Source organism: Isoptericola sp. b408 (genome assembly GCF_030588085.1).
GTDB classification, from domain to species: domain Bacteria; phylum Actinomycetota; class Actinomycetes; order Actinomycetales; family Cellulomonadaceae; genus Isoptericola; species Isoptericola sediminis.
The window spans coordinates 88,457-113,998 of the sequence record NZ_JAUQYQ010000003.1 but is presented as its reverse complement, the minus strand read 5'-3'; the positions used below and the strand labels follow the sequence as shown (position 1 = coordinate 113,998).

General features: G+C 72.8%; 27 protein-coding genes. 10 read left to right on the top strand and 17 right to left on the bottom strand.

The genetic code is table 11. From position 1 onward, the window contains the following. Positions 1-9: 9 nt before the first annotated feature. From Q6347_RS09160 to Q6347_RS09150, 3 genes are all read right to left on the bottom strand, one after another. Positions 10-252: a hypothetical protein gene (locus Q6347_RS09160; protein WP_304603819.1), complete on the bottom strand. Its 243-nt coding sequence runs from the start codon at positions 250-252 to the stop codon at positions 10-12. Positions 253-509: 257 nt separating this feature from the next. Further along, entirely contained in the window at positions 510-1,145 is a 636-nt protein-coding gene (locus Q6347_RS09155) for a DUF4230 domain-containing protein (RefSeq protein WP_304603412.1), read from the bottom strand. Between the two features lie 289 nt (positions 1,146-1,434). Beyond that, the gene (locus tag Q6347_RS09150) at positions 1,435-2,601 is read right to left on the bottom strand and encodes a Fic family protein (protein WP_304607190.1); all 1,167 of its coding nucleotides are present in this window, start codon (positions 2,599-2,601) and stop codon (positions 1,435-1,437) included. A gap of 179 nt (positions 2,602-2,780) precedes the next feature. Here Q6347_RS09150 and Q6347_RS09145 point away from each other — a divergent pair, with 179 nt between their 5' ends. From Q6347_RS09145 to Q6347_RS09125, 5 genes are all read left to right on the top strand, one after another. Next, the gene (locus Q6347_RS09145) at positions 2,781-3,341 is read left to right on the top strand and encodes a hypothetical protein (protein WP_304607189.1); all 561 of its coding nucleotides are present in this window, start codon (positions 2,781-2,783) and stop codon (positions 3,339-3,341) included. Positions 3,342-3,369: 28 nt separating this feature from the next. Then, the gene (locus tag Q6347_RS09140; protein ID WP_171247298.1) at positions 3,370-3,624 is read left to right on the top strand and encodes a hypothetical protein; all 255 of its coding nucleotides are present in this window, start codon (positions 3,370-3,372) and stop codon (positions 3,622-3,624) included. Between the two features lie 108 nt (positions 3,625-3,732). Then, positions 3,733-4,170: a hypothetical protein gene (locus Q6347_RS09135; RefSeq protein WP_304603408.1), complete on the top strand. Its 438-nt coding sequence runs from the start codon at positions 3,733-3,735 to the stop codon at positions 4,168-4,170. Between the two features lie 7 nt (positions 4,171-4,177). Then, entirely contained in the window at positions 4,178-5,107 is a 930-nt protein-coding gene (locus Q6347_RS09130; protein ID WP_304607188.1) for a CHAD domain-containing protein, read from the top strand. A 252-nt stretch (positions 5,108-5,359) separates the two neighbouring features. Further along, positions 5,360-5,836: an HNH endonuclease gene (locus Q6347_RS09125; protein ID WP_171247301.1), complete on the top strand. Its 477-nt coding sequence runs from the start codon at positions 5,360-5,362 to the stop codon at positions 5,834-5,836. Positions 5,837-5,891: 55 nt separating this feature from the next. On the opposite strand, the gene Q6347_RS09120 is transcribed toward Q6347_RS09125, so the two are convergent. From Q6347_RS09120 to Q6347_RS09100, 5 genes are all read right to left on the bottom strand, one after another. Continuing rightward, positions 5,892-6,941, bottom strand: coding sequence for a hypothetical protein (locus Q6347_RS09120; RefSeq protein ID WP_304607187.1), 1,050 nt, complete (start codon positions 6,939-6,941; stop codon positions 5,892-5,894). Between the two features lie 83 nt (positions 6,942-7,024). Then, the gene (locus Q6347_RS09115; protein ID WP_304603406.1) at positions 7,025-7,330 is read right to left on the bottom strand and encodes a DUF3175 domain-containing protein; all 306 of its coding nucleotides are present in this window, start codon (positions 7,328-7,330) and stop codon (positions 7,025-7,027) included. A 60-nt stretch (positions 7,331-7,390) separates the two neighbouring features. After that, entirely contained in the window at positions 7,391-7,795 is a 405-nt protein-coding gene (locus Q6347_RS09110) for a DUF779 domain-containing protein (RefSeq protein WP_304603405.1), read from the bottom strand. Positions 7,796-7,810: 15 nt separating this feature from the next. Beyond that, positions 7,811-9,334, bottom strand: coding sequence for an aldehyde dehydrogenase family protein (locus Q6347_RS09105; protein ID WP_304607186.1), 1,524 nt, complete (start codon positions 9,332-9,334; stop codon positions 7,811-7,813). A 137-nt stretch (positions 9,335-9,471) separates the two neighbouring features. Continuing rightward, complete coding sequence (locus Q6347_RS09100; RefSeq protein WP_304607185.1) at positions 9,472-10,755, bottom strand: GAF domain-containing protein; 1,284 nt, start codon at positions 10,753-10,755, stop codon at positions 9,472-9,474. A gap of 182 nt (positions 10,756-10,937) precedes the next feature. Between Q6347_RS09100 and Q6347_RS09095 the strand changes: the two genes are divergently transcribed. Genes Q6347_RS09095 through Q6347_RS09080 form a run of 4 tightly spaced genes read left to right on the top strand, consistent with a single transcriptional unit; the run spans position 10,938 to position 13,860 of the window. Further along, positions 10,938-11,843 (top strand): sulfurtransferase, encoded by a 906-nt coding sequence (locus Q6347_RS09095; protein WP_304603402.1) that lies wholly within the window; start codon positions 10,938-10,940, stop codon positions 11,841-11,843. Between the two features lie 37 nt (positions 11,844-11,880). Beyond that, positions 11,881-12,327, top strand: a complete 447-nt coding sequence (locus Q6347_RS09090) for a SufE family protein (RefSeq protein WP_171247307.1) — start codon at positions 11,881-11,883, stop codon at positions 12,325-12,327. A 36-nt stretch (positions 12,328-12,363) separates the two neighbouring features. Continuing rightward, positions 12,364-13,473, top strand: coding sequence for a calcium/sodium antiporter (locus Q6347_RS09085; protein ID WP_304607184.1), 1,110 nt, complete (start codon positions 12,364-12,366; stop codon positions 13,471-13,473). Positions 13,474-13,485: 12 nt separating this feature from the next. After that, a complete protein-coding gene (locus tag Q6347_RS09080; protein ID WP_171247309.1) occupies positions 13,486-13,860 on the top strand; it encodes a universal stress protein in 375 nt (124 codons plus the stop codon). A 9-nt stretch (positions 13,861-13,869) separates the two neighbouring features. Here Q6347_RS09080 and Q6347_RS09075 read toward each other — a convergent pair whose 3' ends face one another. From Q6347_RS09075 to Q6347_RS09050, 6 genes are all read right to left on the bottom strand, one after another. Then, positions 13,870-15,039, bottom strand: coding sequence for a DUF2235 domain-containing protein (locus Q6347_RS09075; RefSeq protein ID WP_304607183.1), 1,170 nt, complete (start codon positions 15,037-15,039; stop codon positions 13,870-13,872). Positions 15,040-15,154: 115 nt separating this feature from the next. After that, positions 15,155-15,916: an amino acid ABC transporter ATP-binding protein gene (locus tag Q6347_RS09070; RefSeq protein WP_304603399.1), complete on the bottom strand. Its 762-nt coding sequence runs from the start codon at positions 15,914-15,916 to the stop codon at positions 15,155-15,157. Next, the gene (locus Q6347_RS09065) at positions 15,913-16,794 is read right to left on the bottom strand and encodes an amino acid ABC transporter permease (protein WP_304603398.1); all 882 of its coding nucleotides are present in this window, start codon (positions 16,792-16,794) and stop codon (positions 15,913-15,915) included. Before Q6347_RS09065 ends, Q6347_RS09070 begins: the two co-directional genes overlap by 4 nt. 13 nt (positions 16,795-16,807) lie before the next feature. After that, the gene (locus Q6347_RS09060; RefSeq protein ID WP_304603397.1) at positions 16,808-17,674 is read right to left on the bottom strand and encodes a transporter substrate-binding domain-containing protein; all 867 of its coding nucleotides are present in this window, start codon (positions 17,672-17,674) and stop codon (positions 16,808-16,810) included. 141 nt (positions 17,675-17,815) lie between these two features. Next, a complete protein-coding gene (locus tag Q6347_RS09055; protein ID WP_171247314.1) occupies positions 17,816-18,313 on the bottom strand; it encodes a dsRBD fold-containing protein in 498 nt (165 codons plus the stop codon). A 100-nt stretch (positions 18,314-18,413) separates the two neighbouring features. Next, complete coding sequence (locus tag Q6347_RS09050; RefSeq protein ID WP_304603396.1) at positions 18,414-18,683, bottom strand: Rho termination factor N-terminal domain-containing protein; 270 nt, start codon at positions 18,681-18,683, stop codon at positions 18,414-18,416. A 573-nt stretch (positions 18,684-19,256) separates the two neighbouring features. Here Q6347_RS09050 and Q6347_RS09045 point away from each other — a divergent pair. Next, on the top strand, positions 19,257-22,703 hold the full coding sequence (locus Q6347_RS09045) for a hypothetical protein (RefSeq protein ID WP_304607182.1): 3,447 nt from the start codon (positions 19,257-19,259) through the stop codon (positions 22,701-22,703). A 174-nt stretch (positions 22,704-22,877) separates the two neighbouring features. On the opposite strand, the gene map is transcribed toward Q6347_RS09045, so the two are convergent. Genes map through Q6347_RS09030 form a run of 3 tightly spaced genes read right to left on the bottom strand, consistent with a single transcriptional unit; the run spans position 22,878 to position 25,419 of the window. Further along, positions 22,878-23,660: a type I methionyl aminopeptidase gene (gene map / locus Q6347_RS09040; protein ID WP_304603394.1), complete on the bottom strand. Its 783-nt coding sequence runs from the start codon at positions 23,658-23,660 to the stop codon at positions 22,878-22,880. Next, positions 23,657-24,844 carry an SGNH/GDSL hydrolase family protein gene (locus tag Q6347_RS09035; protein ID WP_304607181.1) on the bottom strand — a complete coding sequence of 396 codons (1,188 nt, stop codon included), beginning with the start codon at positions 24,842-24,844 and terminating at the stop codon, positions 23,657-23,659. Before Q6347_RS09035 ends, map begins: the two co-directional genes overlap by 4 nt. Next, complete coding sequence (locus Q6347_RS09030; protein WP_304607180.1) at positions 24,841-25,419, bottom strand: TetR/AcrR family transcriptional regulator; 579 nt, start codon at positions 25,417-25,419, stop codon at positions 24,841-24,843. Before Q6347_RS09030 ends, Q6347_RS09035 begins: the two co-directional genes overlap by 4 nt. Positions 25,420-25,542 lie beyond the last annotated feature (123 nt).

The following is a 25,542-nucleotide window of genomic DNA, read 5'->3' as shown; positions in this document are numbered from 1 at the left end:
CGTCGGCGGTCACGCAGCGCGGTGGGTCACCAACGCCTCCAACTGGTTCATGACCAGCACGATGGCGTCCTGCCGCTTGTCCGGCGGGTACTTGTGCTCGGCCACGGGCACGGAGGCGACGAGCAGCCCCGAATCCTTGCCGCGGAAGGTCCGGTTCACCCGGGCGAGCGTCTGCATGAGCAGCGCACCGCGCAGCGGCCAGTCGAGGTAGAGCGTGTGCAGCGACGGCGAGTCGTAGCCGGTGAGCAGCATGTCGTTGACGATGACGAGGCCGCCCGACGACGCAGCGCGGAACCCTCGAGCGGTCCAATGGACTCCGGGCAAGAGCGGTCAACACGGGTACGGACGGCGTCGCCCGAGCGAGCGAGGCCACAAGCGGTTCTTCGGCGGCCTCGCCGATCGAGCCCGTCGTAGGCAAGCGGAGATCGACGAGGCACGGGCCGAGTCGTGGCTGTGAGCGGCTCGGGGTAGTGCCGCGCAAAGCCCACTGCTCCACCGACGCCAGCGAGTCAGCCCGCCGACCCCTCGAAGACGACTTCCACCGTCTCGTAGCCCAGCCCGCCGATCAGTCCCTCGAGCGTCTTGCGCGTGTTCTCCTCGGCGCGGCTCTCCAGGTCGCTCTCCCGGGCGGCAGCGGTGAGCATCTCCTCCGCCTTCAGGAGCGTCTGCTGGCGGCTGCCGTCGTCGTCGGCGAAGAAGTCCTCGGCGCGGTTGATCAGACCTCGCGAGTCGGAGAGCGCCCTGCTCTGCTCGAGATCGATCCGCGGCTCCGCGAGCGCGGGCTCCGGCAGGGTGACCGTCACGGTGGAACCGTCCTCGGAGACGACGACCGCCTCCTCGGGCAGGTCGCGGAAGTCGACGTAGACCTCGACCGAACCATCCGCGAGGAAGATCGTGCGCTCGCCCATCAGCCAGTCCGGCACGTACTTCGTGTCCTGCTCCAGGTCCACGACCACCTGGTAGTTCCCCTGGGCCGCGACGAACCGGGCGAGGTTCTGGATGCCCAGCAGCACCGGCCGGTCGGAGCGGTCGACCTCCTCGGTGGCGAAGGGGTTCTCCAGCTCCGGCAACGAGATCAGCTCGGTCCGGATGGCACCCCAGACCAGCACGACGAGCAGCACCAGCGCGCCGACGATGCCGAGCATCACGCCCAGGAAGGCCTTCAGGAAAACACCGCCCCGGGAACGGGGCGGGACATCATCCGGCTTCTCCGGGGAGGCGTGTTCCGGCCTCTCCTCAGTGGCGACGGGCGGCTGCTCGGACACCTGATCTCCTACCTCGTGGCGGATCGCGTTCACACCAGGTGCGTTCCGGGCCTCGTCGCCGTCGATCCCGACTCCGCGTTCTTGCCCGGGAGCACTTCTGGCATCGGTCGTTGGACAACCTAGGGCCAATCGGCCCAATCTGCCTCCGAAGCGGCGAAGTTGCGGCGCTTCACACCAGGCGGTGATGGGAACGGTCCGCGAACCGTTCCATCGCCTCGACCACCTCGACCGCCTGCCACACCCGGTCGCGGGCTCCCCGTCCGATCTGGTCGAGGACGCCGTCCTCGACGAGACGGTCGATGGCCACCTGGGCGTTCGCCGTCGTGACGCCGAGGAGCTCCGCGGCGAGACGGGAGTCGATCACGGGGCGCTCGACGAGGATGTCCGCGAGGCGCCAGGCGGCGGCACCGCGACGGGCCCGGATGATTCCCACCCACCGCGCATGGGCGTCGGACACGTCGCGCATGAGCTCACGTGCGTTCTGCAACGCCGGAAAGACCGCCTCGCACACCTCGGTGACGATCGGCACGGGATCGCCGGAGCGATACGCGGTCAGGGCCGCGAAGTACCGCTCGGTCTCGGCGATCAGCCCGGCCGAGATCGGCACGATGACGTGTCGGGTCAGGCCTGCGTGGCGCAGCTGGGCGTGCATGAGGGCACGGCCGATGCGCCCGTTGCCGTCCGGGAACGGGTGGATGTTCTCGAACTGGGCGTGCGCGACGGCCACCTGGGCGAGCGCGGGAACGTCGTCGCGCGCGATGAAGGCCGCCAAGTCCTCCATGGCACCCGGCACCAGGTCGCTCCGCGGCGCCACGTAGTCCGCCCCGTGCGGGCTCCGGGCAGAGCCGCCGATCCAGACGGCCGCGTCCCGCCACACACCGGCGGGGCCCGGCATGTGGTCCCTCATCAAGACCTGGTGCATCGTCAGGATGGCGTCGGTGTCCAGATGGTCGGCGACGTCGAGAGCGCGCGTCATGGCGCCGACGTTGGCGACGATCTCGTCGGCGTTGGCTCGGCCCCGGCGTCCCAGCTCCGCCAGGGCGATCGCCTTCGGGGACGAGGTCAGGTTCTCGATCTGAGACGAGCTCGCCGCCTCGGTCCTCAGCAGGAGCGAGGCGAACGACATCAGGGAGCCGAGCGACTCACCGTCGAGACGGGCGATCTCGGAACTCGCCTCGGCGACCAGCGCGGCCGTCGGCCCGTCGAGACGGAGCTCGGCGTCTGCGATGCGCGCCGGCACGGCCGCCTCGTACGATCCCCGGCGACGGCTGCGGCCCGCGCGCGGGCCGTACTCGACGTCCGAGGGCTCCCAGTCGAGCAGCTCGATGCCGAACACGGGCCATGTCGTATCCGATGACACGCGTCCAGGTTAGCATCGGAAGATTGCGGAACCGATGCTAAGGCGTTCGCGGGGTATCGGATTCGGCTCTGACGGACTTGCTGGCGCAGAGCCTCCAGGGCAGCAGCAGACGGGACGGCTTCGTACGGGGCCGTGATACCTCAGGCGAGGTCTGCATGGCTCCCTTGCGCGAGCCCGGGCACCGGGTCACCTCCGCCATCGTCCGGCGGTACGCGCCCCAGGGGGCCACGCATGGCCCTCACCCCGAGCAGCCTCAGCACCGCGCCGCGGCCGCCACCGCTGCCACCAGCGGGCGGCGCACCGTGCTCGTCGCCGGCATCGCCTTCGTCCTGGGCGCCGCCGTCGGGAGTGCCGCCACATGGTCCGCCCTCGGCGCCGAGGACGAACCGCCGTCGGCTGCCGCACCACCGCCCGCTGCGTCGGGCTCTCAGCTGTCGGCGGCCTACGACAGCTGCGGAGCCGTTGACGGCATCCGGCTCGAGGACGGCGGCACCACGCTCATGCTCGACGTCCAGGGCTCCGACGACTACTCCGGCGCCACGTTCGACGACCTCGCCTGCGTCCTGAGCGAGCTCGGTACACCGGCTCGCGTCACCGAGCTCACGGGTACCACCCGCGCGCTCGACGGGCATCAGAGCGACACCCGGGGCCGGTTCACGGCTACCTGGTCCTACCACCCCGATTCCGGCCTCGACCTGATCGTCGTCGAGGACTGAAGCCACCATCGACCGAAAGAGGATGACCATGTCCACCCCATACCCGCAGGCGCCTGCACCTGCCGCGTCCGCCCCCTCCAACGGTCTGGCCGTCGCGGGCTTCGTCGTCGGTCTCGTGTCCCTGCTCCTGTGCCTGGTGCCGATCCTGAACAACGTGGTGTTCTTCACCGCGATCGTCGGGCTCGAGCGCTTGCTGCAGTCGAAGGTCTCGCTCTCCGGCGCGGTGGTGGTGCCCGAGCAGGTCACCGAGGAGGAGGTGGCCCGCGCGATGGGGCTCGCCTGACCGGTCGAGCCGTTCCACGGTCACCCCCAGCCTCTCCGGAAGATCCGGCGAGCACATGCCTGTGGACGACGGCGGCAGTGGTCCGTCCCGTGCGCGATCGTCACCGCCATGGACACCACGCCCACCCGTATCCGCCCCGGCGACCTCGTCCTCACCGACGACGACCGCCTCGCCCTCGCCTCGACCCTCGCCGCCGCCGCGCTCCCCCGCTCCCGCACGCTCTGCCTGTCCTGGATCCGCAGCGACGACCGCGCCACCGGTGTGCTGGTCCCCGTCCGTGAGGTCCCCGAGAAGCCGGACGTCGACGACGCCCGCCGGTTCGGCATGGTGATCGCCTCCGTGACCGAGCAGTCCGCGGCGGGCGGCAGCGTCGTCGCGGTCCTGTGCCGGCCCGGTGACGACACCATCACCGACGCGGACCGGGCCTGGAACGCCGCCCTGCGGGAGCAGGCCGCCACGCACGGATTCCGGCTGCACGGCTTGTTCGTCGGATCGGGCTCGGCGGTGCGTCCGCTCGCGATGGACGACGCCGGGTCATTAGCCTGACGGGATCATGGCACCTCCACACAGCGCCGATCCCGCCGGCGAGGTCTTCACCACGATCGTGGCCGAGCACGTCCGGCGCATCGAGCAGCGCCTCCCGCCCGCGCTCGCGGACGAGGACGACGCCGTCCACCGGCTGCGCACCGCGGTCCGCAGGCTGCGCACCGTGCTGGCCGTCTACCGTCCGGTGTTCGAGCGCAAGGAGGTGAAGCAGCTGCGCCGTCGCCTCGCCGAGCTGGGCGACGTGCTGGGCGAGGCGCGCGACCTGGAGGTGCGGCGGGCCGACGTCGAGTCGGTCGGCGCCGCGGCGAGCGTCTCGCGGGACGCCCGGGCGCGGCTGCTGGCCGAGCTCGACCGGGAGCACGCGGCCGCGCACGCCCGTTTCGTGGACTACGCCGGCGGGCTGCAGATGCGTGCGACGACGGCGGAGCTGATCCGCTGGGTCCGGGAGCCGCCGCGCGGGAAGGCTGCGGACCGACGGGCCGGCAAGGTCGCCCGCCAGCGGCTGCGCAAGGCCGTCGACCGGGTCGGCCGCGCCGCGGCCGACCTCGACCTGCAGGCCCTGGCCGAGGTCACCGTCGAGGACCTGGACGACCGGGCGGCGCTCGACGACCTGCTGGCTCGCGCCCACCGGCTGCGCAAGGCCGGACGGCGCCTCTCCCAGGGGGCCCGCGCGGTGACGCGCACCCCGACGAAGGTGCTGGGCTCGCGGGCGAAGGAGCTCGGCACGGCGGGCAAGACGCTGCAGTCGTCGCTCGGGGACCACCGCGACGCGCTGCTGCTCGCGCTCCTCGCCCGGGACCACGCGGCCGAGGCCGCGGCCCACGGTGAGGACCCCGCGCCGTACGACCGGCTCGCCCGCGCCGCGACACGGCGGGCCGCCGACGCCCTCGCCGATCTGCCCGACGCCGTCGACCGCCTGACGTCGGAGGCTCCCTAGCCGTACCGGTCGGCAGACGTCGTCATTTTCCGCCCGAAACAGGATCTTCCGGGCCATCGTCAGGTCGATCCTGCCCAAAACTCTGGACTTCCCGGCCGGGCGCTCATATTTTTTCCGTGACAGGCGCCACAGACCGGCCTGTCCGGAGGTCCTGCCCGGATCGCCGCCGCACCCGACACCGACCCCTCGAGGAGCCGCCGAGAGCGCACCGGTCCACCGGCCCGTGCGCACCGCACCGGAAGGAGCAGGACCGTGGCCGACGTGCTGGTCCTCAACGCCGGCTACGAGCCGCTGCACCGCGTGTCGGTCAAGCACGCCATCACGATGCTGGTGCGCGGCGTCGCGGTGGTCGAGGAGTCCGTCGACGGGAGGTCCTTCGGCCCCTACCCGCTCCCCCGTGTCCTGCGGCTCGTGCGCTACGTGGCGATGCGATGGATCTACCGGGGCACCCGGCCGACCGTCACCAAGGACGGCGTCAAGCAGCGCGACGGCGAGTGTGCCTACTGCGGCGGGCCGGCCCAGACCGTGGACCACGTGATCCCGCGGTCGCGCGGCGGGGACAGCTCCTGGCTGAACCTCGTGGCGGCCTGCGAGGCCTGCAACCACCGCAAGGCGAACCGGACGCCGCTGGAGGCCGGGATGCCGCTGCGCCTCACCCCGCACGTCCCGGCGGCGGGTCGGCACGGGGTCGTCCGGCACCGCCAGCAGCTCCGGCCCCTGGCCGCCTGACCCGGCCGGGCCGGCCCCCGTCGCGGGACGGAGGGCCGGCCGGGGTCGAGACCTGTCAGATCCCCGGGTGGGGCTCCCAGCGGGGGTCGTCGTCCGCGGGACGCGGCGCTTCGGTGGCCGAACCGGCCGTCAGCGCGTCATCACCGACCATCGAGATGGTGCCCGTGACGGGCTGCGGGACGGCGGGGCCGTCGGCGTCCAGGACCCGGGAGGCGACCACGGTGCTGCCGAAGTTCGCGTGGCAGTCGGTGCAGTACCACTCGGGCGTCGGCACCGGGACCTCGAAGCCGCCGTAGACGACGTCGGGCTCGGCGCTGACGACGTCCTCGGAGAAGGTCATGCCCCACACGATGCGCTTCGTCTTGCCGCGCATGCCGCAGCCGGGGCACTGCGGGCGCAGCCGGTTGCGCTGTGCGGTCACCGAGTGCTCGTGCATCAGCTCGTGGCAGTGGGAGCACAGCAGGTGCACGTCGCGGATGACCTGCTCCAGGGTGCGACCGCCGGCAGTGGTCGTCCCGAGCCGCACGGCGCCGTCGTCGTGCGCCTGCATCTCGCGCACGTCCACGAACTGCTCGCAGGTGGCGCAGCGCTCCTCGCGCCGCAGCGCCCACCCGGTCACCGCCCGGTGGCCGATGATGCGCAGCGCGTGCACGTCCGAGGCGGCCTCGCCGGCGCCGCAGTCGCCCGGGTCGATCGTGTGCACCGGACCGTCGTGGAACTGGTTGGCGACCCCGTCGAGGACGGCGCGGGCGTGCTCGGCCGGCAGCCAGCCGGAGGAGCCGATGTAGGCGTCGGCACCGTCGAAGAGGTCCGCCCACACGATCGGGCGGTCCGGGCCGAAGAGCTCGTCGGTCACCCAGGAGTCGCCGTCGGAGGCTCCCATGAGCTCGACCGCGGCGACGACCCCGGCCTCGCCGAGGACGGTCACCACGACGTCCCCGCGCTTGGGACCGTCGGGTCCCCCGGGCAGGTGGTGCTCGCGGGAACGCGTCGCGATCGCGACCGACTCGCGCAGCCAGTCCGTCGACCAGTTCAGGTACACGGACGGCACGAGCCACGCCGGGAGCGACGACACGGACGGGAGGGCCTCTGCTTCGGTGCTCACGGGGTGCAACATAGCGGGTCCGCACGGCCCGGCGACACCCCACCGGGCATCGGACCGATGCCCAGGTCAACGCCGCCGGACGGTCACTCCCGCCCGAAGGCGCGCCGGAGCTCGGTCTTGGCCTGCTCCAGCACCTCGCGGCGCTCGGGCGGCAGGTTGCGCCCGGCCCGGTTGAGGTAGAACGTCAGCATCGACATCGCCGAGGAGTAGGCCGACCCCTTGCGCCGGTCGCTGGCCTCGGCGGACCGCTTCAGCGACGCGGCGATCGCCGCGGGGTCGTCCAGGGTGAAGACGTCGTGCTCGAGGTCGAGGGCGTCGGAGTGGTCGGTGACGTCCTGCGACCACCGCTCGCCCCGGCCGTCGTGAGGGTCGTGCTCGTCCTGCGCCATGGGCACGACGCTAGGACGCCCGGGGCGACGACGCAGCCCCGGGCGCCCTGGCGCCGTGCCTCAGCGGCCCAGTGCCGTCAGCTCGGCGTCGGTCAGCAGCCGCGACCGGATGAGGAACCGCACGCCCTCCGGCGCCTCGACGCTGAACCCGGCTCCGCGGCCGGGCACCACGTCGATCGTCAGGTGGGTGTGGCTCCAGTACTCGAACTGCGCCCTGCTCATCCAGACCGGGACGGTGAAGGGTTCCTCCCCGTCGGACAGCGCCAGGTCGCCCAGGTGCACGTCGGCGTCCGAGGTGAGGAAGTCACCGGCCGGGTAGCACATGGGGCTCGAGCCGTCGCAGCAGCCACCGGACTGGTGGAACATCAGCTCGCCGTGCCGGCGCCGCAGCCGAGCCAGGAGCTCGGCCGCGGCGTCGGTGACGGCGACGCGCGCGGGGCCCTCGGGCCCGCCGGCGTCGGTCATCGATCCTCCTTCGGCCTAGAAGAAGCCGTCCCGCACGCCGGAGTAGCTGACGAGCAGGTTCTTCGTCTGCTGGTAGTGGTCGAGCATCATCTTGTGGTTCTCGCGCCCGACGCCGGAGCCCTTGTACCCGCCGAACGCGGCCGCGGCCGGGTAGGCGTGGTAGCAGTTCGTCCACACGCGGCCGGCCTCGATGTCGCGGCCGGCCCGGTAGGCCGTCGTGCCGTTGCGGGTCCAGACGCCGGCCCCGAGCCCGTAGAGGGTGTCGTTGGCGATCTTGATGGCGTCGTCGTAGTCGGCGAAGTCGGTGACCGAGACGACGGGACCGAAGATCTCCTCCTGGAAGATCCGCATCGAGTTCTTGCCCTCGAAGATCGTCGGCTGCACGTAGAAGCCGCCGGACAGGTCCCCGCCGAGGTCGGCCCGCTGCCCGCCGGTGAGCACCTTGGCGCCCTCGGCCTGGCCGATGTCGATGTAGGACAGGATCTTCTCGAGCTGGTCGTTGCTGGCCTGGGCACCGATCATCGTCTCGGTGTCCAGCGGGTTGCCCTGGACGGCCGCCTCGGTGCGCTTGAGCGCGTCGCCGAGGAACTGGTCGTAGATGTCGGATTGGATGAGCGCCCGGGACGGGCAGGTGCAGACCTCGCCCTGGTTGAACGCGAACATCGTGAAGCCCTCGAGGGCCTTGTCGTAGAAGTCGTCCTGGGCCGAGGCGACGTCGGAGAAGAACACGTTCGGGCTCTTGCCGCCGAGCTCGAGCGTCACCGGGATGATGTTGGCCGAGGCGTACTGCATGATCAGGCGGCCCGTCGTCGTCTCGCCGGTGAAGGCGATCTTGCGGATCCGCGACGAGGACGCGAGCGGCTTGCCCGCCTCGACGCCGAACCCGTTGACGACGTTGACGACGCCCGGCGGCAGCAGGTCGCCGATGATGTCCATCAGGTACAGGATCGAGGCCGGGGTCTGCTCGGCCGGCTTGAGCACGACGGCGTTGCCCGCCGCGAGCGCCGGGGCCAGCTTCCACACGGCCATGAGGATCGGGAAGTTCCACGGGATGATCTGCCCGACGACGCCGAGCGGCTCGTGGAAGTGGTAGGCGATGGTGTCGCCGTCGATCTCGGAGATCGACCCCTCCTGGGCCCGGATCGCGCCGGCGAAGTACCGGAAGTGGTCGACGGCCAGGGGGATGTCGGCGCCGAGCGTCTCGCGCACGGCCTTGCCGTTCTCCCAGCTCTCGGCCACGGCGATCTTCTCGACGTTGGCCTCGATGCGGTCGGCGATGGCGTTGAGGATGTTCGCCCGCTCGGTCACGGACGTGCGGCCCCAGGCGGGGGCGGCGCCGTGCGCGGCGTCCAGGGCGCGCTCGATGTCCTCGGCGTTGCCGCGCGCGACCTCGCAGAAGGTCTGTCCGGTGACGGGGGTGGGGTTCTCGAAGTACTCCCCGCTCGCCGGGGGGACGTACTCGCCGCCGATCCAGTGGTCGTAGCGGCTGCGGTACTCCACGATCGACCCGGGCTGTCCCGGTGCCGTGTAGACGGTCATGGCGTCCTGCCTCCTCGCAGTGCTCACCGCACCACCCGCGTCCGGTGGACGGGATGATGACGACGCGTCGTCGCGTCGTGCCGGCGACGTTAGGCGGCGAGCGTTGCAGCGGCGTTGCAGGTGTCGGTCGGCGCCGTTCAGCGCAGGCCGGCGTCGACGACGGCGAGGTGGGCACGCGCCCGGGCCCACCGGGGACCGCCCTGGTCGGACCGCGCCACGAGCTGCTGCCAGGCCTCCACGTCCTCGGCACCGTCGTCCGTGCGGGTCCACCCGTCCAGGACGTCCGGGTCGCCGTCGGCCAGGACCGCCGAGCGCATCTCGGCGGCCAGCTCGTCACGCATCCGCTCGACGCCGGGGGCGAAGGACCGCGGCAGCAGCGGAGCGGTGTAGGCCCGCACCGCACCGGCCACGTCACCGGCGGCGAGCAGGTCGCGGACGGCGTCGACGTCGCTGCGCACCTGGGCGGCGAGCCGGTAGGGTCGCGACCCGGTCACCACCGACCCGGCCGAGCGGCGCAGCCGGGAGATCTCGGCGCGGACCGTCACCTCGGACAGCTCGCCGGGGTGCAGCAGCACCGCGAGCTCCTCCGCGGTGAGGCCCCGCGGGTGCGCGCCGAGGAGCGCGAGGATCTCGGCGTGCCGTCCGGAGAGCCGGCGCTCGCCGTCCGGGGACCGCCAGGCGGGCGTGCCGAGCAGCCGCAGGGCGGGGTGGGTGTCACCGGCCGCGTCCCGGCCAGCTGCGGCCCGTGCCGCGAGCTCCCGCTCGAGGCTGGCGACGGTGGCGCGCACCAGGGACAGCGCGACGTGCGAGCCGGCGGCCCGTCCACCGGTGACGTCGAGGACCCCGAGGACACGGCCGTCGGGATCCTCGATCGGGGCGGCCGCGCAGTTGAGCTGCTGCACCGGCCGCGAGAAGTGCTCCGCCCCCAGCACCTGCACCGGCCGCCGGGTGGCCAGCGCCGTGCCCGGGGCGTTGGTCCCGACGTTCTCCTCGCGCCAGACGGCACCGGCGACGAATCCGACCCGCTCGGTGGCACCGCGGGTGCGCAGGTCCCCCTCGACCCACAGCAGGCGTCCCGCGTCGTCGGACACGGCCACGACGAGCCCGTCGTCGCGAGCGGCGTCGACGACGAGGTCGCGCACGACGGGCATGAGGTCGTGCAAGGGATGCGCCGCACGGTAGGCGTCGAGCTCGTCGGGCGACAGCCCGCTCGTGGTGCGCGGCGTGTCGGGGTCGACGCCGCAGGAGCGGCTGCGGCGCCAGGAGGCGGCGACGAGGGGGTCGAGCCCGGGCGGCACGGCGCCGGTGTCGAGGAACGCGTCGTGGGCGCTGCGCACGGAACGCCGGTCGCGCCGGACGGGGACGGCGGGCGACAGCGCATGCGCGAGGTCGCCGTGCGGGGTGCTGGGTCGATGCCCCATGGAGCCTCCGACGTCGTCGTCCGGTGGTGCACCACAGTGTAGGGCGGCGTCGCGTCCGGAGTGTCCCGAGCGCACGGACCAGGCATCTCACATGCTGGTCCCGCATCGTGGAACCGCGGTGTCGGGGCTGGTCGCCCGCGGCCTAGGGTGGCTCCCGGACCACGCCGCACCAGGAGGAGATCATGCCCGCACCGCTCGACCCCACCCCGCGACTGCAGGAGTACGCGCACCCGGAGCGCCTCGTCACCACCGAGTGGCTGGCCGCGCACCGGGACGACCCGGGCCTCGTCGTCGTGGAGTCCGACGAGGACGTCCTGCTCTACGAGACCGGCCACATCCCCGGCGCCGTCAAGGTCGACTGGCACACCGACCTGCTGCTGCCCGTCGAGCGCGACTACCTGGACGGCCCGGGTTTCGCCGACCTGCTCGGCTCCCGGGGCATCGCCCGCGACACCACGATCGTGCTGTACGGCGACAAGAACAACTGGTGGGCCGCCTACACGGCCTGGGTGTTCACCCTGTTCGGCCATGAGGACGTCCGCCTCCTCGACGGCGGGCGCAACCTCTGGGTGGCCGAGGGCCGCGAGCTGACCACCGACGCCCCCGCCCCGACGCCGGTCGACTACCCGGTCGTCGAGCGCGACGACACCACCTTCCGCGCCTTCCGCGAGGACGTGCTCGACCACCTGGGCAAGGGCCCCCTCGTGGACATCCGCTCCCCGCAGGAGTTCACCGGCGAGCGGCTGCACATCCCGGACTACCCGGAGGAGGGCGTGCTGCGCGGCGGTCACATCCCCACCGCTCACAACGTCCCGTGGGCCACGGCGGTGGCCGAGGACGGCACCTACAAGCCGCGGGCCGAGCTGGAGGCCATCTACCAGCAGGGCGGCCTGGGCATCACGGACGACGACCGGGTCGTCACGTACTGCCGCATCGGGGAGCGGTCCAGCCACACCTGGTTCGCGCTGCACTTCCTGCTCGGCATCCCCGACGTGCGCAACTACGACGGGTCCTGGACCGAGTGGGGCAACGCCGTGCGCGTGCCCATCGCGGCCGGCGCGGAGCCCGGCGAGGCGCCGGCCCGCTGAACCCCGGACCCGACGCGACGTGAGAGACGATGGACCCATGACCGACGACGCCCCCGCGCTGCCCGACCAGCTGGCCGAGATCCGGGAGGACTTCCTGGCCCTGACCGAGTCCGAGCGGCTGCAGCTCCTGCTGGAGTTCTCCCGCGAGCTGCCGCCCCTGCCCGCCCGGTACGCGGACTCCCCCGCCCTGCTGGAGAAGGTGGAGGAGTGCCAGTCCCCGGTGCACGCCTTCGCCGAGGTCGACGGCGACGTCGTGCACTTCTACGCGACCGCGCCCGAGGAGGCCCCCACCACCCGGGGCTTCGCCTCGATCCTGGCCCAGGGGCTGTCCGGGCTGACCACCCGTGAGGTGCTGGACGTCCCCGAGGACTTCCCGCTGCAGCTCGGCCTCACCCGGGCGGTCTCGGCCCTGCGGCTCAACGGCATGGCCGGCATGCTCACCCGGGCCAAGCGGCAGGTGGTCGAGCAGCTCGCCGCCGCCTGACCGCCGGCGGTGACGGCCCGCCCGTAGCCTTGTCGCGTGAGCCTCACCAGTGTCCTGCTCCTGCTCGCCGGGTTCGTGCTGCTCGTCGGGGGCGGCGAGGCCCTCGTCCGCGGCGCGGCGTCGCTGGCGCGGACCCTGGGGATGTCCGCCCTCGTGGTGGGCCTGACCGTCGTGTCCTTCGCGACCTCGAGCCCGGAGCTCGCCGTCAGCGCCGACTCCGCGCTGTCCGGCTCCCCCGGGCTGGCGGTCGGCAACGTCGTGGGCAGCAACATCGCCAACATCCTGCTCGTCCTCGGGGTGGCGGCGATCGTCGTCCCGCTCACGGTCACGAACCGCCTGGTGCGCACGGACATCCCCGTGATGGTCGGGATGTCCGTGCTCGCCCTCGTGCTGGCGCTCGACGGCACCATCAGCACGACCGACGGCGTCCTCCTGCTGGGCCTCCTGGCCGCCTACCTGGCCGTCACCACGATCGTCGCCCGGCGCACGGAGACGGTCACCACCGTCCCGGAGGCCGACGAGGACGGCGGGGCCCTGGGGCGCCTGCGCACGACCCGCGCCCGTTCGGTCGGGATCGACGTCGCCCTCGTGGTCGTCGGGGTGGCCCTGCTCGTCGGCGGCGCCCGGTTCCTGGTGGACGGCGCCACCCGGATCGCCTCCGCGTTCGGGGTGAGCGACCTCGTGATCGGCCTGACCGTCGTCGCGGTCGGCACGTCGTTGCCGGAGCTCGCCACGAGCGTCATCGCCGTGCGGCGCGGCGAACGGGACATGGCCGTGGGGAACATCGTGGGCAGCAACATCTTCAACATCGGCGCCGTGCTCGGCCTCACCGCCGTCATCGCCCCGGGCGGGATCGACGTCGACCCCGCCGCCGTGAACCTCGACCTGCCCGTCATGGTGGCCGTCGCGCTGGTGCTCCTGCCCATCGCGTTCACCGGGCAGGCGATCGTGCGCTGGGAGGGCGTCCTCCTGGTCGTCCTGTACGTCGCCTACCTGGCCTACGTGCTGCTCGCCGCGACCGACCACGACGCCCAGGAGCCGTTCGGCGGCGCGCTGTTCGGGTTCGTCCTGCCGGTCACCGCGGTCTGGCTCGTCGCCCTGACGGCCTACGAGCTGGGTCTGCGACGCGGCCGGCGCGAGGTGTGACACAGTGGGCCCATGACGGTGCTCGTGGCCTATCGCGCCTGCCCGCACGGCGAGGCGGCAGTCCGGACCGCGCTGGAGGAGTCGCGTCGACGCGACCTGCCGCTGCGGGTGCTCGTGCTCGACGCCCAGGATCCCGGTGACGGCCCGTCGGCCGAGCTCTCCGCGATCCTCGGGGACACCGACGCCGCGATCAGCTACCGCGACGAGGACACCGAACCCGCGGACGCCATCCTCGACACCGCCGACGAGGTCGGGGCCGACCTCGTCGTGGTGGGGTCGCGCAAGCGGTCCAGCCACGGCACGTTCCTCATGGGCACCACGACGCAGCGGGTGCTGCTGGACGCCTCGGTGCCGGTCCTCGTGGTCAAGGACGCCTACGACTCCTGACCGGGACGCTCACCGCACCGTCAGGTGACGCTCGTCCTCGTGCAGCGCCGCGAGGGGCACGACCGGTAGCTTGTCCACCCCGCCGCAGTCGTCGATCCACTGCTGCAGGTTCGGAGCGTGCTCGGCGTACCGGTCACGTGCGACGTAGCGCACGAGCGGCTCGGCGACGCACACCCCGTCGCCCCAGACCTCGCCGTCACGCCGGGCGAGCACCCGCAGGCCGTGCCGGAACACCTCGCGGCCGTCCACGACCCCGCTGCCCGGCCGCAGGCGCTTGACCCGGTTGATCAGCCGGAACAGCACCCGGGGCCGGACGTCCACGACCAGCTCCTCCTGGTGCGCCACCTGCTGCTTCCACAGGTCCTCGTCGATCGCGACGCCGACCTCGCGCAGCTCGCCCACCATCCACTCCAGCGCGACGTCGGACAGCCCGGAGCGCGGTCCCCCGCCGCCGACGTCGCCGTGCCCGCCCGGGAACCACACCTGCCGGACCCGGCCCTCGGGGCTGTCGCCCGGCACGGTCCACAGGCACGGCGAGTAGGACAACCGGCGTTCGTCCACCGAGAGCGCCTGGCGGGCCACCTGGACGCCGTCACCGAGCTTCACGTCGTGGAACCGGTAGCGGCGGCGCGTCAGCCCGGGGACGCCCAGCGTGCCGACGGTGTCGAAGACGCCGAGGAACCGCACCGGCCCCCGCGGGTCCCTCGGGTGGGAGTTCTCGGCCCGGAACCTGTCCCGCCGCTCCTGCCGTGCGGCGCGCGCGGCGTCGTCGTCGGCCGGCTCGCGGTAGAGGTCCGCGGCGTCGTGCAGCCGGCCGGCCACGAGCGCCTCGCGCGTCAGCAGGCCCACCGCCCCCACCATGCCGACGACGCTGCGCGCGGTGTACGCGCCCCGCGAGTAGCCGAGCACCACGATCTCGTCGCCGGGGTCGTAGTTCATGGCCAGGAACCGGTAGCCGTCGACGACGTTGTGGGTCAGGCCCGACCCGAACGCGCCACCGAGCACCTTGTCGAACAGGTACCCCTGCGAGCCGACACCGCCGACGTACTCGACCATCTGCACGACGCCGTCGTCGACCGCGCCCCGGCGCAGGACCCGGGCGATCTTCTCGATGTTCGACACGTACTGGTTGGCGGCATGGTTCCACGTGCCGTCGCAGCACAGGATCAGGCGCTTCATCGTCACCACGTCCCCTCGCCGACGGAGGGCGTCGCGCGACGCCCCACTGCCTCTCCAGAGCGTCGCGCGACCTCGGGTGATACGCACGCGGTCGGCCCGGCGCAGCCGGCGCGGCTCAGCGCAGCCGGCGCAGGAACTCCCGGGTCCGGTCCCGCTGCGGGTCGTCCAGGACCTGGGCGGGCGTGCCGCGCTCGTGCACCCGGCCGTCGTGCAGGAACACGACCTCGTCGGCGACCTCGCGGGCGAAGTCCATCTCGTGGGTCGCGACGAGCATCGTGGTGCCCTCGGCGCGCAGCTCCAGCAGCAGGTCCAGGACCTCCCCGACCAGTTCCGGGTCCAGGGCCGAGGTGACCTCGTCCAGCAGCAGCAGCTCCGGGCCGCCGGCCAGCGCCCGCGCGATCGCGGCGCGCTGCTGCTCCCCGCCGGAGAGCTGGTCGGGGTACCCGCGCGCCTTGTCCGCCAGCCCGACCTTGGCCAGCAGCGCCCGGCCGGCCTCCTCGGCCTCGCCCCGCGGACGGCGGTGCACGAGGCGGGGGGCCAGGGTGACGTTGTCCAGGACGGACAGGTGCGGGAACAGGTTGTACTGCTGGAAGACCATCGCGAGCCGGGCCCGGACGGCGTCGGCGTCGACCCACGGGTCGGCCACGTCGACCCCGTCGAGGAGCACCTGACCGTCGTCGACCTCCTCGAGCAGGTCGACCACGCGCAGCAGCGTCGACTTGCCCGAGCCCGAGGACCCCACCAGGACGACGCACTGGTGCTCGCCCACGTCCAGGTCGATGCCGTCCAGGACCGTCCTGCGCCCGGCCCGGCGGCCCGGTCCCGCGGGGAACGACTTGCGCACCTCACGCAGGCTCAGCAGCGGCGGTGCGGTCACCGGACCACCCCCGCACCGCTGACGCCGCGGAGCGAGCCGCGCCAGCCCTGCCGGGCCGACCAGGCGTCGACGAGCCGGGTCAGCGGGATCGAGATCAGCAGGAACAGCACGCCGGCCACCACGTACGGGGTGAAGTTGTAGTCGCCGGTGGTGGCGATCTGGGCGGCCCGGATCGCGTCGACCGCCCCGAGGATCGAGATCAGGCCGGAGTCCTTCTGCAGGGACACCAGCATGCTCGCCACCGGCGCCGACACGTTCCGCACCGCCTGCGGCAGCACGACCTTGCGCACCGCCTGGCCACGGGTGAGCCCGAGGGAGCGCGCGGCGGCGACCTGGGAGGGGTGCACGGACTCGATCCCCGCGCGGAAGATCTCGGCGAGGTACGCCGTGTACGTCAGGAGGATCGCCAGACCGCCGAGGAACGCCGCGCTCACCGGCAGCCACTCCAGCCGCAGGGCGGGCAGCCCGAAACCGACCAGCAGCAGCACCAGCAGCACCGGCACCCCGCGGAAGACGTCGACGTACAGCACGGTGAACACCCGCAGCGGGAACAGCGCCGGCAGCCGGGAGGTGCGCACGACCGCCAGCAGCAGGCCGACGGTCAGGCCCACCACGGAGGCCGCGACCCACACCCGCAGGTTGAGCCACAGCCCCTCGGCGACCTCGGGCAGGACCTCCCAGGCGCGCTCCGGGGAGAAGAACGCCTCCCGGGCCCGCTCCCAGCCGGGAGCGGTGGTGACGACCGCGACGACGGCGACGAGCACGATCGCCGTCGCCGTCCCGGCGACCAGCAGGGCGCGCCGGTGCTGGGCCCGGCGGTACTCCGCCCGGGCCCGGGCACGCTCCGACAGGGCCGGGCCGTCCGTCGCTCCGGTCATCGCCGTCGCGCGGTCAGGACAGCTCGGGGACGTCGTCCGACTTCAGCCACTCGGTGCGCAGCTCGTCGAGGGTGCCGTCGGCCTCCAGGGCGTCCACGGCCTGCGAGACGCACTCGGTCAGCTCCGAGTCCTTGTCGAGCACGAGGCCGAGCTGCTCCGGCTCGCCGACGTCCGGCAGCGTGCCCACGACCTGGGTGTCCGGGAAGTACACCGTCGAGGCCGCCACGCCCTGGTCGACGTCCATCACCATCGCGTCGATGGTGCCCGAGGTCAGCGCGGTCATGCCGTCCCCGGCGGCGTTGAAGGGGGTGATCTCCACCGCGTCGCCCCAGGCGGACTCCGCGGCGTCCAGCGAGGTCTGCGCGGCGGTGACGCCGATGCGGGCGCCCTCCAGGTCCGCGAGGCTCGTGGCGTCGGCGTAGTCACCGTCGTCGGCCACGATCACGCCCTGGTGGCTGGTCAGGTACGGGCTGGAGAAGTCCACGGCCTCCGCCCGCTCCTCGGTGATGGTGGTCTGGTAGGCGGCGAGGTCGAACGGCTTGATCGCCGGGGAGATGATCTGCTCGAACGTCACCGTCTCCCACTCGACGTCCTCGGCCGCGTACCCCAGCTCCTCGGCGACGGCGTAGACCAGGGCCGACTCGAAGCCCTCGCCGCTGGTGGGCTCGCCGACGTACCACGGCTCGAACGGCTCGCCGGCACCGACGGTGAGGGTGCCCTCGGTGAGCGTCGGCAGGTCGCCCGCGGCGCAGGCCTCGGACGCGGACGGCGTGGCGCTCGCTGCGTCGTCCGCACCACCGTCGTCGGCGGTGGAGCAGGCCGTCAGCCCGAGCAGCACGGCGGGCGCGAGGGCGACGGCAAGAACGGGACGGGTTCGCACGGGTGGGTCCTCCTGGTCGGGACGACGGCGCGGATCACCGTCGAGAGCCGCACCGAGCCTATGCGCGCGGCGGCGGCCGGAACACCGCGCGGCACTGTGCGTCCGGTCACCCCCGCCGGCCGGTCCCGCCCGGCCGTCCGCTCAGTCGTGCACGTGGGCCGGCACGCCGGTGGAGGCGGTGATGTCCTCCTCCGCCTGCCCGAGCAGGGCGTCGGCGAGACGCCGCAGCGCACGCCCGGCGGCCACCTCGTCGCCGATGACCGGGATCTCCGTGTCGTGGGGATCCTTGCGGGCGTGCCCGACGGACCGCAACGGGCCGACGTCGGCGTGCTCGACCGGGCCGGCCACCAGCACCGCCTCCGCCGTCGTGCTGCCCGACGCCTCCACCAGCGACAGCTGGACGGTCCAGGTGGCGGCGCGCGCAGGGCGGGCCGTCTCGTCCGCGGCCCCGGCGTCGCCGTGCTGCACGAGCGAGTCCGGCCCGGGATAGACCAAGGACTCCTCCTCCGTGTCCGACCACCTCACCGTGTAGGGCGGGGACCCGTCGTCGTGGTGGAGCTCCGTGACGACGCCGTCACGGACCGCACCTCCCACCACGCCGGACGCGGTGATGATCCTGTCCCCCACCGAGGCCTTCATGCTCCTCGCCTCCGTCTCCCCGTCGAGCCACGGAACCTGTCCCTCCATGGTGCTCCCGGCGACGACGGCACGCCAGGGGCAACCGGCCGGATCGGCCGTCTCAGTGCGACCGCAGAGCCTCGATCAGCTCGTCCTTGCGCATCGAGGACCGCCCCTCGATGCCCAGCTCGGCGGCGCGCTCGTGCAGCTCGTCGACGGTCCAGTCCTCGTACGCCGGGGACTCGCCACCCTCGCGGCCGACGTCGTCGCGACCGCGGTTCGCGGCCGCGTTCGCGATCCGCGCGGCCTTCTCCTTGCTGTTGCCCTCGTCGCGGAGCTTCTCGTACAGCTCCTCGTCCTTGACGCTGGGGCCGGGATCCTGTCGTGGCACGGCGTGCTCCTCTCCTCGTCCCTCCATCGTGGGACGGCGGGACGACGTCCGCACCTGGGCGGGACGGGCCGAGGTCCGCAGCACGACCGGCGAGGCGGGCGGAACCGGGCGAGCTCGACACCCCGACCGGCAGGACCCGCCGGGTCGTGCCCGGCTCGCCCGTCCGACGTCCCCCGGAACGTTCTTGCACGAGCAATCCGGGGACGGTAATTTCCTGTGTGCTCGACCGGCGACGGCCCCTCGCACCTTGCGAACCTTCCGGCCGCGAGCAGTGGAGGTGGCGATGGGCAGGATGCCTGCGGTGGTCGTCCCCCACGCCGGTTCCCCGGTCGGCGACCCCGACCCGACGGAGCACGGGAACGCGCCCGCGGCTCCGCACCTCCGCGCCGCGGACACGACCGATCCCGGCACCCCTACTCGCGGCATCGACGACGCCGCGTCCCCCCGCGTCAGGGAGCTCTCGAGCGCGCGTCCCCGCGCGCTCCCCTCTGATGCCAGCACTGGGCGAACCAGCGGTGTGGGAGCGCTCCCGCACACCGGTCCGCCCCGCACCACAACCGCAAGGAGCAGCGCATGACCACGACCGGGCCCACCTCCGAACGGCTCGTCGGCCACGCCGTCGTCGACGGCTCGCACCTCGGTCTCGACGACCGTCGCTACTACGCGATCACGTCGTACGACCAGATGCCGCCCTTCCTGATGACCATCGCCGGGGCGAGCGACCTGTGGATGTTCATCTCGAGCACCGGAGGACTGACCGCGGGCCGCCGTGACGCCGACCACGCGATCTTCCCGTACTACACCGAGGACAAGGTCGCCGAGGGGGCGGGTCGCACGGGCGGACTCACCACGGTCCGGGTGCACCGCGAGGACGGCGACGTCGTGTCCTGGCAGCCTTTCGCCGAGACGCGACCGGGCGACCCGGCCGTCGACCGCAGCCTCTACAAGGACTTCCTCGGCACCAGCGTCGTCTTCGAGGAGACCCGGACCGACCTCGGACTGCGCCTGCGCGTCGTGTGGCAGACCAGCGCACGGTACGGGGTGGTGCGCAGCTGCCAGATCACGTCCCTCGCCGAGCGCCCGGTCGACCTCGAGGTCGTGGACGGGTTCCGCAACCTCCTGCCCGCCGGCACCACCGCCCAGGTCCAGAACGAGCTGAGCATCCTGCTGGACGCCTACAAGCGGGCCGAGCTCGCCCCGGGCGGCCTCGGCATCTACTACCTCAACTCCGCCCTGACCGACCTCGCCGAGGCGAGCGAGTCCCTGCAGGCCTCGGTCGCCTGGCAGGTGGGCCTCGAGCAGGTCGAGCACCTGCTGTCCGAGCGGCAGCTCGACGCGGCGCAGGCGGGCGAGGCGCTGACCAAGGAGCTGGACGTGCGGGGCGGCCGGGGCGCCTACCTCGTCCGCACCCGTCTGGTGCTGGACCCCGGGGCGCAGCGGACCTGGCGCGTCGTGGCCGACGTCTCGCGGTCCGCACCGGACGTCGTGGCCCTGCGTGACGAGCTGGCCGACCCCACGGCGCTCGCGGCGCGACTCGACGAGGACGTCGAGGCGACCCGTCGCGGGCTGGAGGACCTGCTCGCGGCCACCGACGCGGCGCAGCTGACCGGCGACGAGCTGGCCACCGCCCACCACGGTGCCAACGTCCTGTTCAACACGATGCGCGGAGGCGTCCCGGCGGGCGGCTACCAGCTCCGCGGGGGCGACGTCCGGGCCTTCGTCCGCACCCGGAGCCCCCTCGTCGCCGAGCGCTGCGCCGAGGTGCTCACGTCGCTGCCCGCGACCCTGTCCCACGAGGAGCTGATGGCCGCGGCCGAGGAGAGCGGGGACGCCGACCTCTGGCGCCTGTGCACCGAGTACCTGCCGCTGACCTTCGGCCGTCGCCACGGCGACCCGAGCCGGCCGTGGAACAAGTTCCAGATCTCGCTGCGGGACGCCGACGGTGAACCCCTGCTGGACCACCAGGGCAACTGGCGCGACATCTTCCAGAACTGGGAGGCGCTGGCGTGGTCCTTCCCCGAGTACGTCGAGTCGATGGTCGCCGTCTTCCTCGACGCCACGACCGCCGACGGGTACAACCCGTACCGGATCTCCCGCGGAGGGATCGACTGGGAGGTCCCCGAGCCGGACAACCCGTGGTCCAACATCGGGTACTGGAGCGACCACCAGCTGGTCTACCTCGTCAAGCTGCTCGAGACGTCCGAGCGCTTCCACCCCGGGAGCGTGCGGCACCTGGTGAACCGTGCGGTCTTCACGCACGCCGACGTGCCGTACCGGATCGCGTCCTACGCCGACACCGTCGAGAACCCCTACGCGACGATCACCTTCGACACCGAGGCCGAGGCCGCGATCGCGCGCCGTGTCGAGGTGGAGGGCGCGGACGGCAAGCTCGTGCACGGCCCCGACGGGAACCTGCTGCACGTCACCCTGGCCGAGAAGCTGCTCGTGCTCACCCTGGCGAAGGTCGTGAACCTGGTGCCCGAGGGCGGCATCTGGATGAACACGCAGCGGCCCGAGTGGAACGACGCGAACAACGCGCTCGTCGGGCGCGGACTGTCCGTCGTGACCCTCGCGTACCTGCGTCGCTACCTGGGCACCGTGCGCGACCTGCTGGACGAGGAGCTGACCGTCGGCGTCGAGGTCCGGGAGCTGCTCAGGGAGGTCGGCGACGTCCTCAGCCGGCACCTCTCCGGCACCGTCGGCGGCTTCGACGACGTCGAGCGGCGACGCGTGGTCGACGCCCTGGGCGCGGCCGGGACGGCCTATCGCGAGCGTGTCTACGCCGGGCTCACCGGTGAGCGCACCGTGGTCGGGGCGGACGAGGTGCGCGAGGTGGTCGACACCGTGCTCGCGTACGTCGACTCGGGCCTGCGGGCGAACCGCCGTGCCGACGGGCTCTACCACTCGTACAACACGCTCGACCTGGGGCAGGGCCGCGTCACGATCAACCGGCTGCAGGAGATGCTCGAGGGACAGGTCGCGATCCTGTCCTCGGGGTTCCTGACGCCCGCCGAGTCGCTCGACGTGCTGCGGGCGATGCGCGAGAGCGCGCTGTACCGCGCCGACCAGCACAGCTACCTGCTGTACCCGGACCGCGACCTCCCCGGGTTCCTGGACAAGAACCGGGTCACGCCCGCGCAGGCCGCCCAGGCCCCCCTGATCGACGCCCTGGTGCGCGCCGGGGACCGGTCGATCGTCCTGCAGGACGCGGGTGGTGACTACCGCTTCGCCCCGGGGATCCACAACGCCCGGGACGTCGACGCGGCGCTCGACGCCCTCGAGGGTCCGGAGACGGACGGCGCGCTCGACGAGGCGGTGGCGACCGGCCGGGAGGCGCTGCTCTCCGTCTTCGAGGAGGTCTTCCGGCACGCGGAGTTCACCGGTCGGTCCGGGTCCTTCTTCGCCTACGAGGGCCTCGGCAGCATCTACTGGCACATGGTGTCCAAGCTGCTGCTCGCGGTGCAGGAGAACCTCGAGCGTGCCGTGGCCGAGGGCGCCGACGCAGCCGTCGTCGACGAGCTCCGGGCCCGGTACGAGGACGTTCGCCAGGGGCTCGGCTACTGCAAGCCGCCCGAGGTCTACGGCGCCTTCCCGGTCGACCCCTACTCCCACACGCCGAAGGGTCGCGGGGCGCAGCAGCCCGGGATGACGGGCCAGGTCAAGGAGGAGGTCCTCACCCGCATGGGTGAGCTCGGCCTGCGGGTGGAGGAGGGCCGGATCGTGTTCCGCCCCGTCCTGCTCCGTACCGAGGAGTGGACCGCGGAGCCGACGACGTTCCGGTATGTCGACGTCGGCGGGACCGAGCAGGCCGTCGAGCTGCCCGCCTCGAGCCTCGCGTTCACGTTCTGCCAGGTCCCGGTCGTCTACCGGCGGGGCGCCGACCTCGAGGTGACCGTCGAGGGCTCCGACGGGGTGGAGCAGGCCGTCTCCGGGGCCGCGATCCCGGCCGAGGTCAGCGCCGAGGTCTTCCGCCGGACGGGGGCCGTGCGCGCGATCCGGGTCACCCTGCCGGCCGCCTGACACCGGTCGCGACACGACGGAGCCGGCGCCCGGCCCGGGACGGGAACACCGCCCGGGACGGGCGCCGGCTCCGTCGCGCTCGATCGGAACGGGTCCTGCGGGGAAGCCACCTGGGCGGGCGCTGCGTCGCACACCCGTCCGAGGCGGGCAGCAGCCCCGGGCAACCCGACGTGGTCAGCGCAGGCGGCCCGTCGGCAGGGTGAGTATCTCCGCACCGTCGTCGGTGATGGCGATCGTGTGCTCGCTGTGCGCTGTGCGACAGCCGGTCGCGCTGCGCAGCGTCCACCCGTCGGCGTCGAGGGCGAGCTCGTCGGTGTCTGCCATGACCCACGGCTCCAGGGCGAGGAGCAACCCGGGCCGCAACCGGTATCCCCGGCCGGGACGTCCCGCGTTGGCGACGTGCGGGTCCTGGTGCATCGTGCTCCCGATGCCGTGCCCGCCGAACTCGGTGTTGATCGGGTAGCCCGCAGCGCTCAGCACGGCGCCGATGGCATGCGAGAGGTCGCCGATGCGAGCCCCGGGTCCGGCAGCGGCGATGCCGGCTGCCAGGGCGCGTTCGGTCGCTTCGATGAGGGCGACGCTCTGCGGAGACCGTCGATCGCCGACGACGAAGCTGATGGCCGAGTCGGCGGCCACGCCGTCCTTCAGGACGGCCAGGTCGAGAGTGACCAGGTCACCGTCGGCCAGCCGGTAGTCGCGAGGGCGCCCGTGGAGGACGGCATCGTTGACCGCCGTGCAGACGTAGTGACCGAACGGCCCCCGCCCGAAGGACGGCGCATAGTCGACGTAGCAGGACTGCGCCCCGGCGTCGCGGATCAGGTCCCGAGCCCATCCGTCGAGGTCCAGGAGGTTCGTGCCGACCACGGCCCTGCGCCTCAGGGTCTGCAGGATGTCCGCCACCAGGGCTCCGGTCACCCGGGCACGGTCGACCTGGGCAGGCGTCAAGATCTCGATCATCGGCAGGCACTCTCCTCAGGGCTGATGATCGATCCACCCACGGTGCGTCCAGCCCGGCCGGCCTGCCCGGCCCGCGGCGCCACCACCGCGGCGAACCGCTCACCGATGAGTCGATGGGTGGCGGCATCGGGGTGGAGGTTGTCGGGCAGCGGCAGCCGCTCGGCGTCCTCGGGGCCGTACAGGGTCAGCCCGTCGACGTAGGACAGGTGCGGGTCGCCGCGACGCTCGACGACGTCGGCGAGCACCTCGCGAACCGCCTGCAGGGTCAGTGCCCCGCGAGCTGCTCCTTGCGGGTCTCCCTCCGCCCTGAAGGCCAGCCGCCCCTCGGTGAAGGCGGCCGTGTCGACTCCCGTCGGTCCGGGAACTGCTTCGTGGATTCCGCAGTGGATGGGTGAAACGATCACCAGGGGCGTCTCGGGGTGCCCGTCGCGGATCGTGTCGAGCCAACCGTGGACTGCGGGTCCCAGAGCGCGCCGGCGCACCAGGTCCTGGTTGACGAGGTTGATGCCGACCTTGACGCTGATGACGTCGGCCGGCGTGTCACGCATCGTCCGGGCGACGAACGGATCCAGCAGAGCGCTGCCGCCGAGACCCAGGTTGGTGAGGTCGACCTGGGCAAGGCGGGCGGCGACGACCGGCCACGGCTCGGTGGGGTAGGTGGCGAGCGAACCGTGGCTGATCGAGCTGCCGTGGTGGACCCAGCGCGGGCGGTCGTCCTCGAGCGGCGCGACCGGGGCGTCGGCGCGGAGGGCGAGGAGCTCGGTCTGCTCGTCGTGCGGCAGCCAGACCTCCACCTCGCTGTCGCCACCCGGGAGGGTGAGCACGAGGGTCGTCGGCTCGCCGGCGTCGAACGTGCTGGCGCCGGTCATCATGTCCACGTGGAGCACGTTGCCGCCCGGCGCCTGGTGGCGCTCGACCAGCTCGCCCCCGACCAGCACGTCGTACCAGCCGTCGGGTCGCGAGGGCGCCCCGACGTAGCGCCGCTTGGTCGGAAGCACGTCGAGCTCCAGCCGAGTGGCCGCGGTGCGGATCGCGAGGCGGACACCCGCGGGTTGTGCTGCGGCGTGGTGGAGCTGCGGATCGTCGGACTGCGCCCGCGCCCAGGCCGGTAGCCGATGGGGCAGCAGTCCGCGGTCGGTGCGCTCGAGCTCCAGCGCTCCGTGGATGAGCAACGGGTCGATCATCGGGCCTCCCAGGATCTCAAGATGGCGTCGAGCCCGTCCAGGACGCGCTCCCAGGACTCGTCGGACGCAGGTGCGTCGGCCGCACCGTGGCCGAAGGCTCCGGCGGCGTCGAGGGCCGCGTAGCCGTGGAACGTGGCGCCGAGGAAGCGCACGGCGTGAACCTCGTCGGCACCGGACAGCCGGTAACCGCGGAGCGCGGCCCGCGACAGGTCCGCGTGCCGCGGCCCGGCGCTCGCCGCGGCCGTCTGGGCGTCGAGCGACAACCGGGACGCGGCGTAGCGCCCGGGGTGCTCGACGGCATAGGTCCGCCACACGCCGCCGAGGGCTGCCAGTGCAGCACGTCCGCTCACCCCGGCGATGGCCGCGGCGACCAAGTCGGCGGTCTCCGCCAGCGCGAGCAGCGCGACACCGGTGCGAACGTCGGCCTGGCTGCGGACGTGGGTGTAGAGACTGGGGGTCGCGACCTCGAAGTGCTTGGCCAACGCCGTGAGGGTGACCTGCTCCAGGCCCACCTCGTCGGCGAGATCGGCCGCGGCCGCTGTGACGCGACCGGTGGTCAGTCCTTGACGAGGCATTCCGCCCCCCTCCTATGCTCTGATGGTTTTATCCTAATGCGCATAGGTAACGGCGTCCAGCCGTCCACGCGAGAACCTGCGCGATGCCGGTGAACGGATTCGGACGGCCCCACGTCGGAACCC

What these genes read in the sequence shown, in the direction of transcription:
- Q6347_RS09045 (WP_304607182.1), top strand. Translation starts at nt 19,257, where the DNA reads ATGACCACGACCGGGCCCACCTCCGAACGGCTCGTCGGCCACGCCGTC.
- Q6347_RS09100 (WP_304607185.1), bottom strand. Translation starts at nt 10,755, where the DNA reads ATGGGGCATCGACCCAGCACCCCGCACGGCGACCTCGCGCATGCGCTG.
- Q6347_RS09145 (WP_304607189.1), top strand. Translation starts at nt 2,781, where the DNA reads ATGGCTCCCTTGCGCGAGCCCGGGCACCGGGTCACCTCCGCCATCGTC.
- Q6347_RS09035 (WP_304607181.1), bottom strand. Translation starts at nt 24,844, where the DNA reads ATGATCGACCCGTTGCTCATCCACGGAGCGCTGGAGCTCGAGCGCACC.
- Q6347_RS09115 (WP_304603406.1), bottom strand. Translation starts at nt 7,330, where the DNA reads ATGGCGCAGGACGAGCACGACCCTCACGACGGCCGGGGCGAGCGGTGG.
- map (WP_304603394.1), bottom strand. Translation starts at nt 23,660, where the DNA reads ATGATCGAGATCTTGACGCCTGCCCAGGTCGACCGTGCCCGGGTGACC.
- Q6347_RS09105 (WP_304607186.1), bottom strand. Translation starts at nt 9,334, where the DNA reads ATGACCGTCTACACGGCACCGGGACAGCCCGGGTCGATCGTGGAGTAC.
- Q6347_RS09135 (WP_304603408.1), top strand. Translation starts at nt 3,733, where the DNA reads ATGGACACCACGCCCACCCGTATCCGCCCCGGCGACCTCGTCCTCACC.
- Q6347_RS09155 (WP_304603412.1), bottom strand. Translation starts at nt 1,145, where the DNA reads ATGCTCGGCATCGTCGGCGCGCTGGTGCTGCTCGTCGTGCTGGTCTGG.
- Q6347_RS09090 (WP_171247307.1), top strand. Translation starts at nt 11,881, where the DNA reads ATGACCGACGACGCCCCCGCGCTGCCCGACCAGCTGGCCGAGATCCGG.
- Q6347_RS09140 (WP_171247298.1), top strand. Translation starts at nt 3,370, where the DNA reads ATGTCCACCCCATACCCGCAGGCGCCTGCACCTGCCGCGTCCGCCCCC.
- Q6347_RS09110 (WP_304603405.1), bottom strand. Translation starts at nt 7,795, where the DNA reads ATGACCGACGCCGGCGGGCCCGAGGGCCCCGCGCGCGTCGCCGTCACC.
- Q6347_RS09160 (WP_304603819.1), bottom strand. Translation starts at nt 252, where the DNA reads ATGCTGCTCACCGGCTACGACTCGCCGTCGCTGCACACGCTCTACCTC.
- Q6347_RS09055 (WP_171247314.1), bottom strand. Translation starts at nt 18,313, where the DNA reads ATGAAGGCCTCGGTGGGGGACAGGATCATCACCGCGTCCGGCGTGGTG.
- Q6347_RS09075 (WP_304607183.1), bottom strand. Translation starts at nt 15,039, where the DNA reads ATGAAGCGCCTGATCCTGTGCTGCGACGGCACGTGGAACCATGCCGCC.
- Q6347_RS09030 (WP_304607180.1), bottom strand. Translation starts at nt 25,419, where the DNA reads ATGCCTCGTCAAGGACTGACCACCGGTCGCGTCACAGCGGCCGCGGCC.
- Q6347_RS09065 (WP_304603398.1), bottom strand. Translation starts at nt 16,794, where the DNA reads ATGACCGGAGCGACGGACGGCCCGGCCCTGTCGGAGCGTGCCCGGGCC.
- Q6347_RS09130 (WP_304607188.1), top strand. Translation starts at nt 4,178, where the DNA reads ATGGCACCTCCACACAGCGCCGATCCCGCCGGCGAGGTCTTCACCACG.
- Q6347_RS09095 (WP_304603402.1), top strand. Translation starts at nt 10,938, where the DNA reads ATGCCCGCACCGCTCGACCCCACCCCGCGACTGCAGGAGTACGCGCAC.
- Q6347_RS09080 (WP_171247309.1), top strand. Translation starts at nt 13,486, where the DNA reads ATGACGGTGCTCGTGGCCTATCGCGCCTGCCCGCACGGCGAGGCGGCA.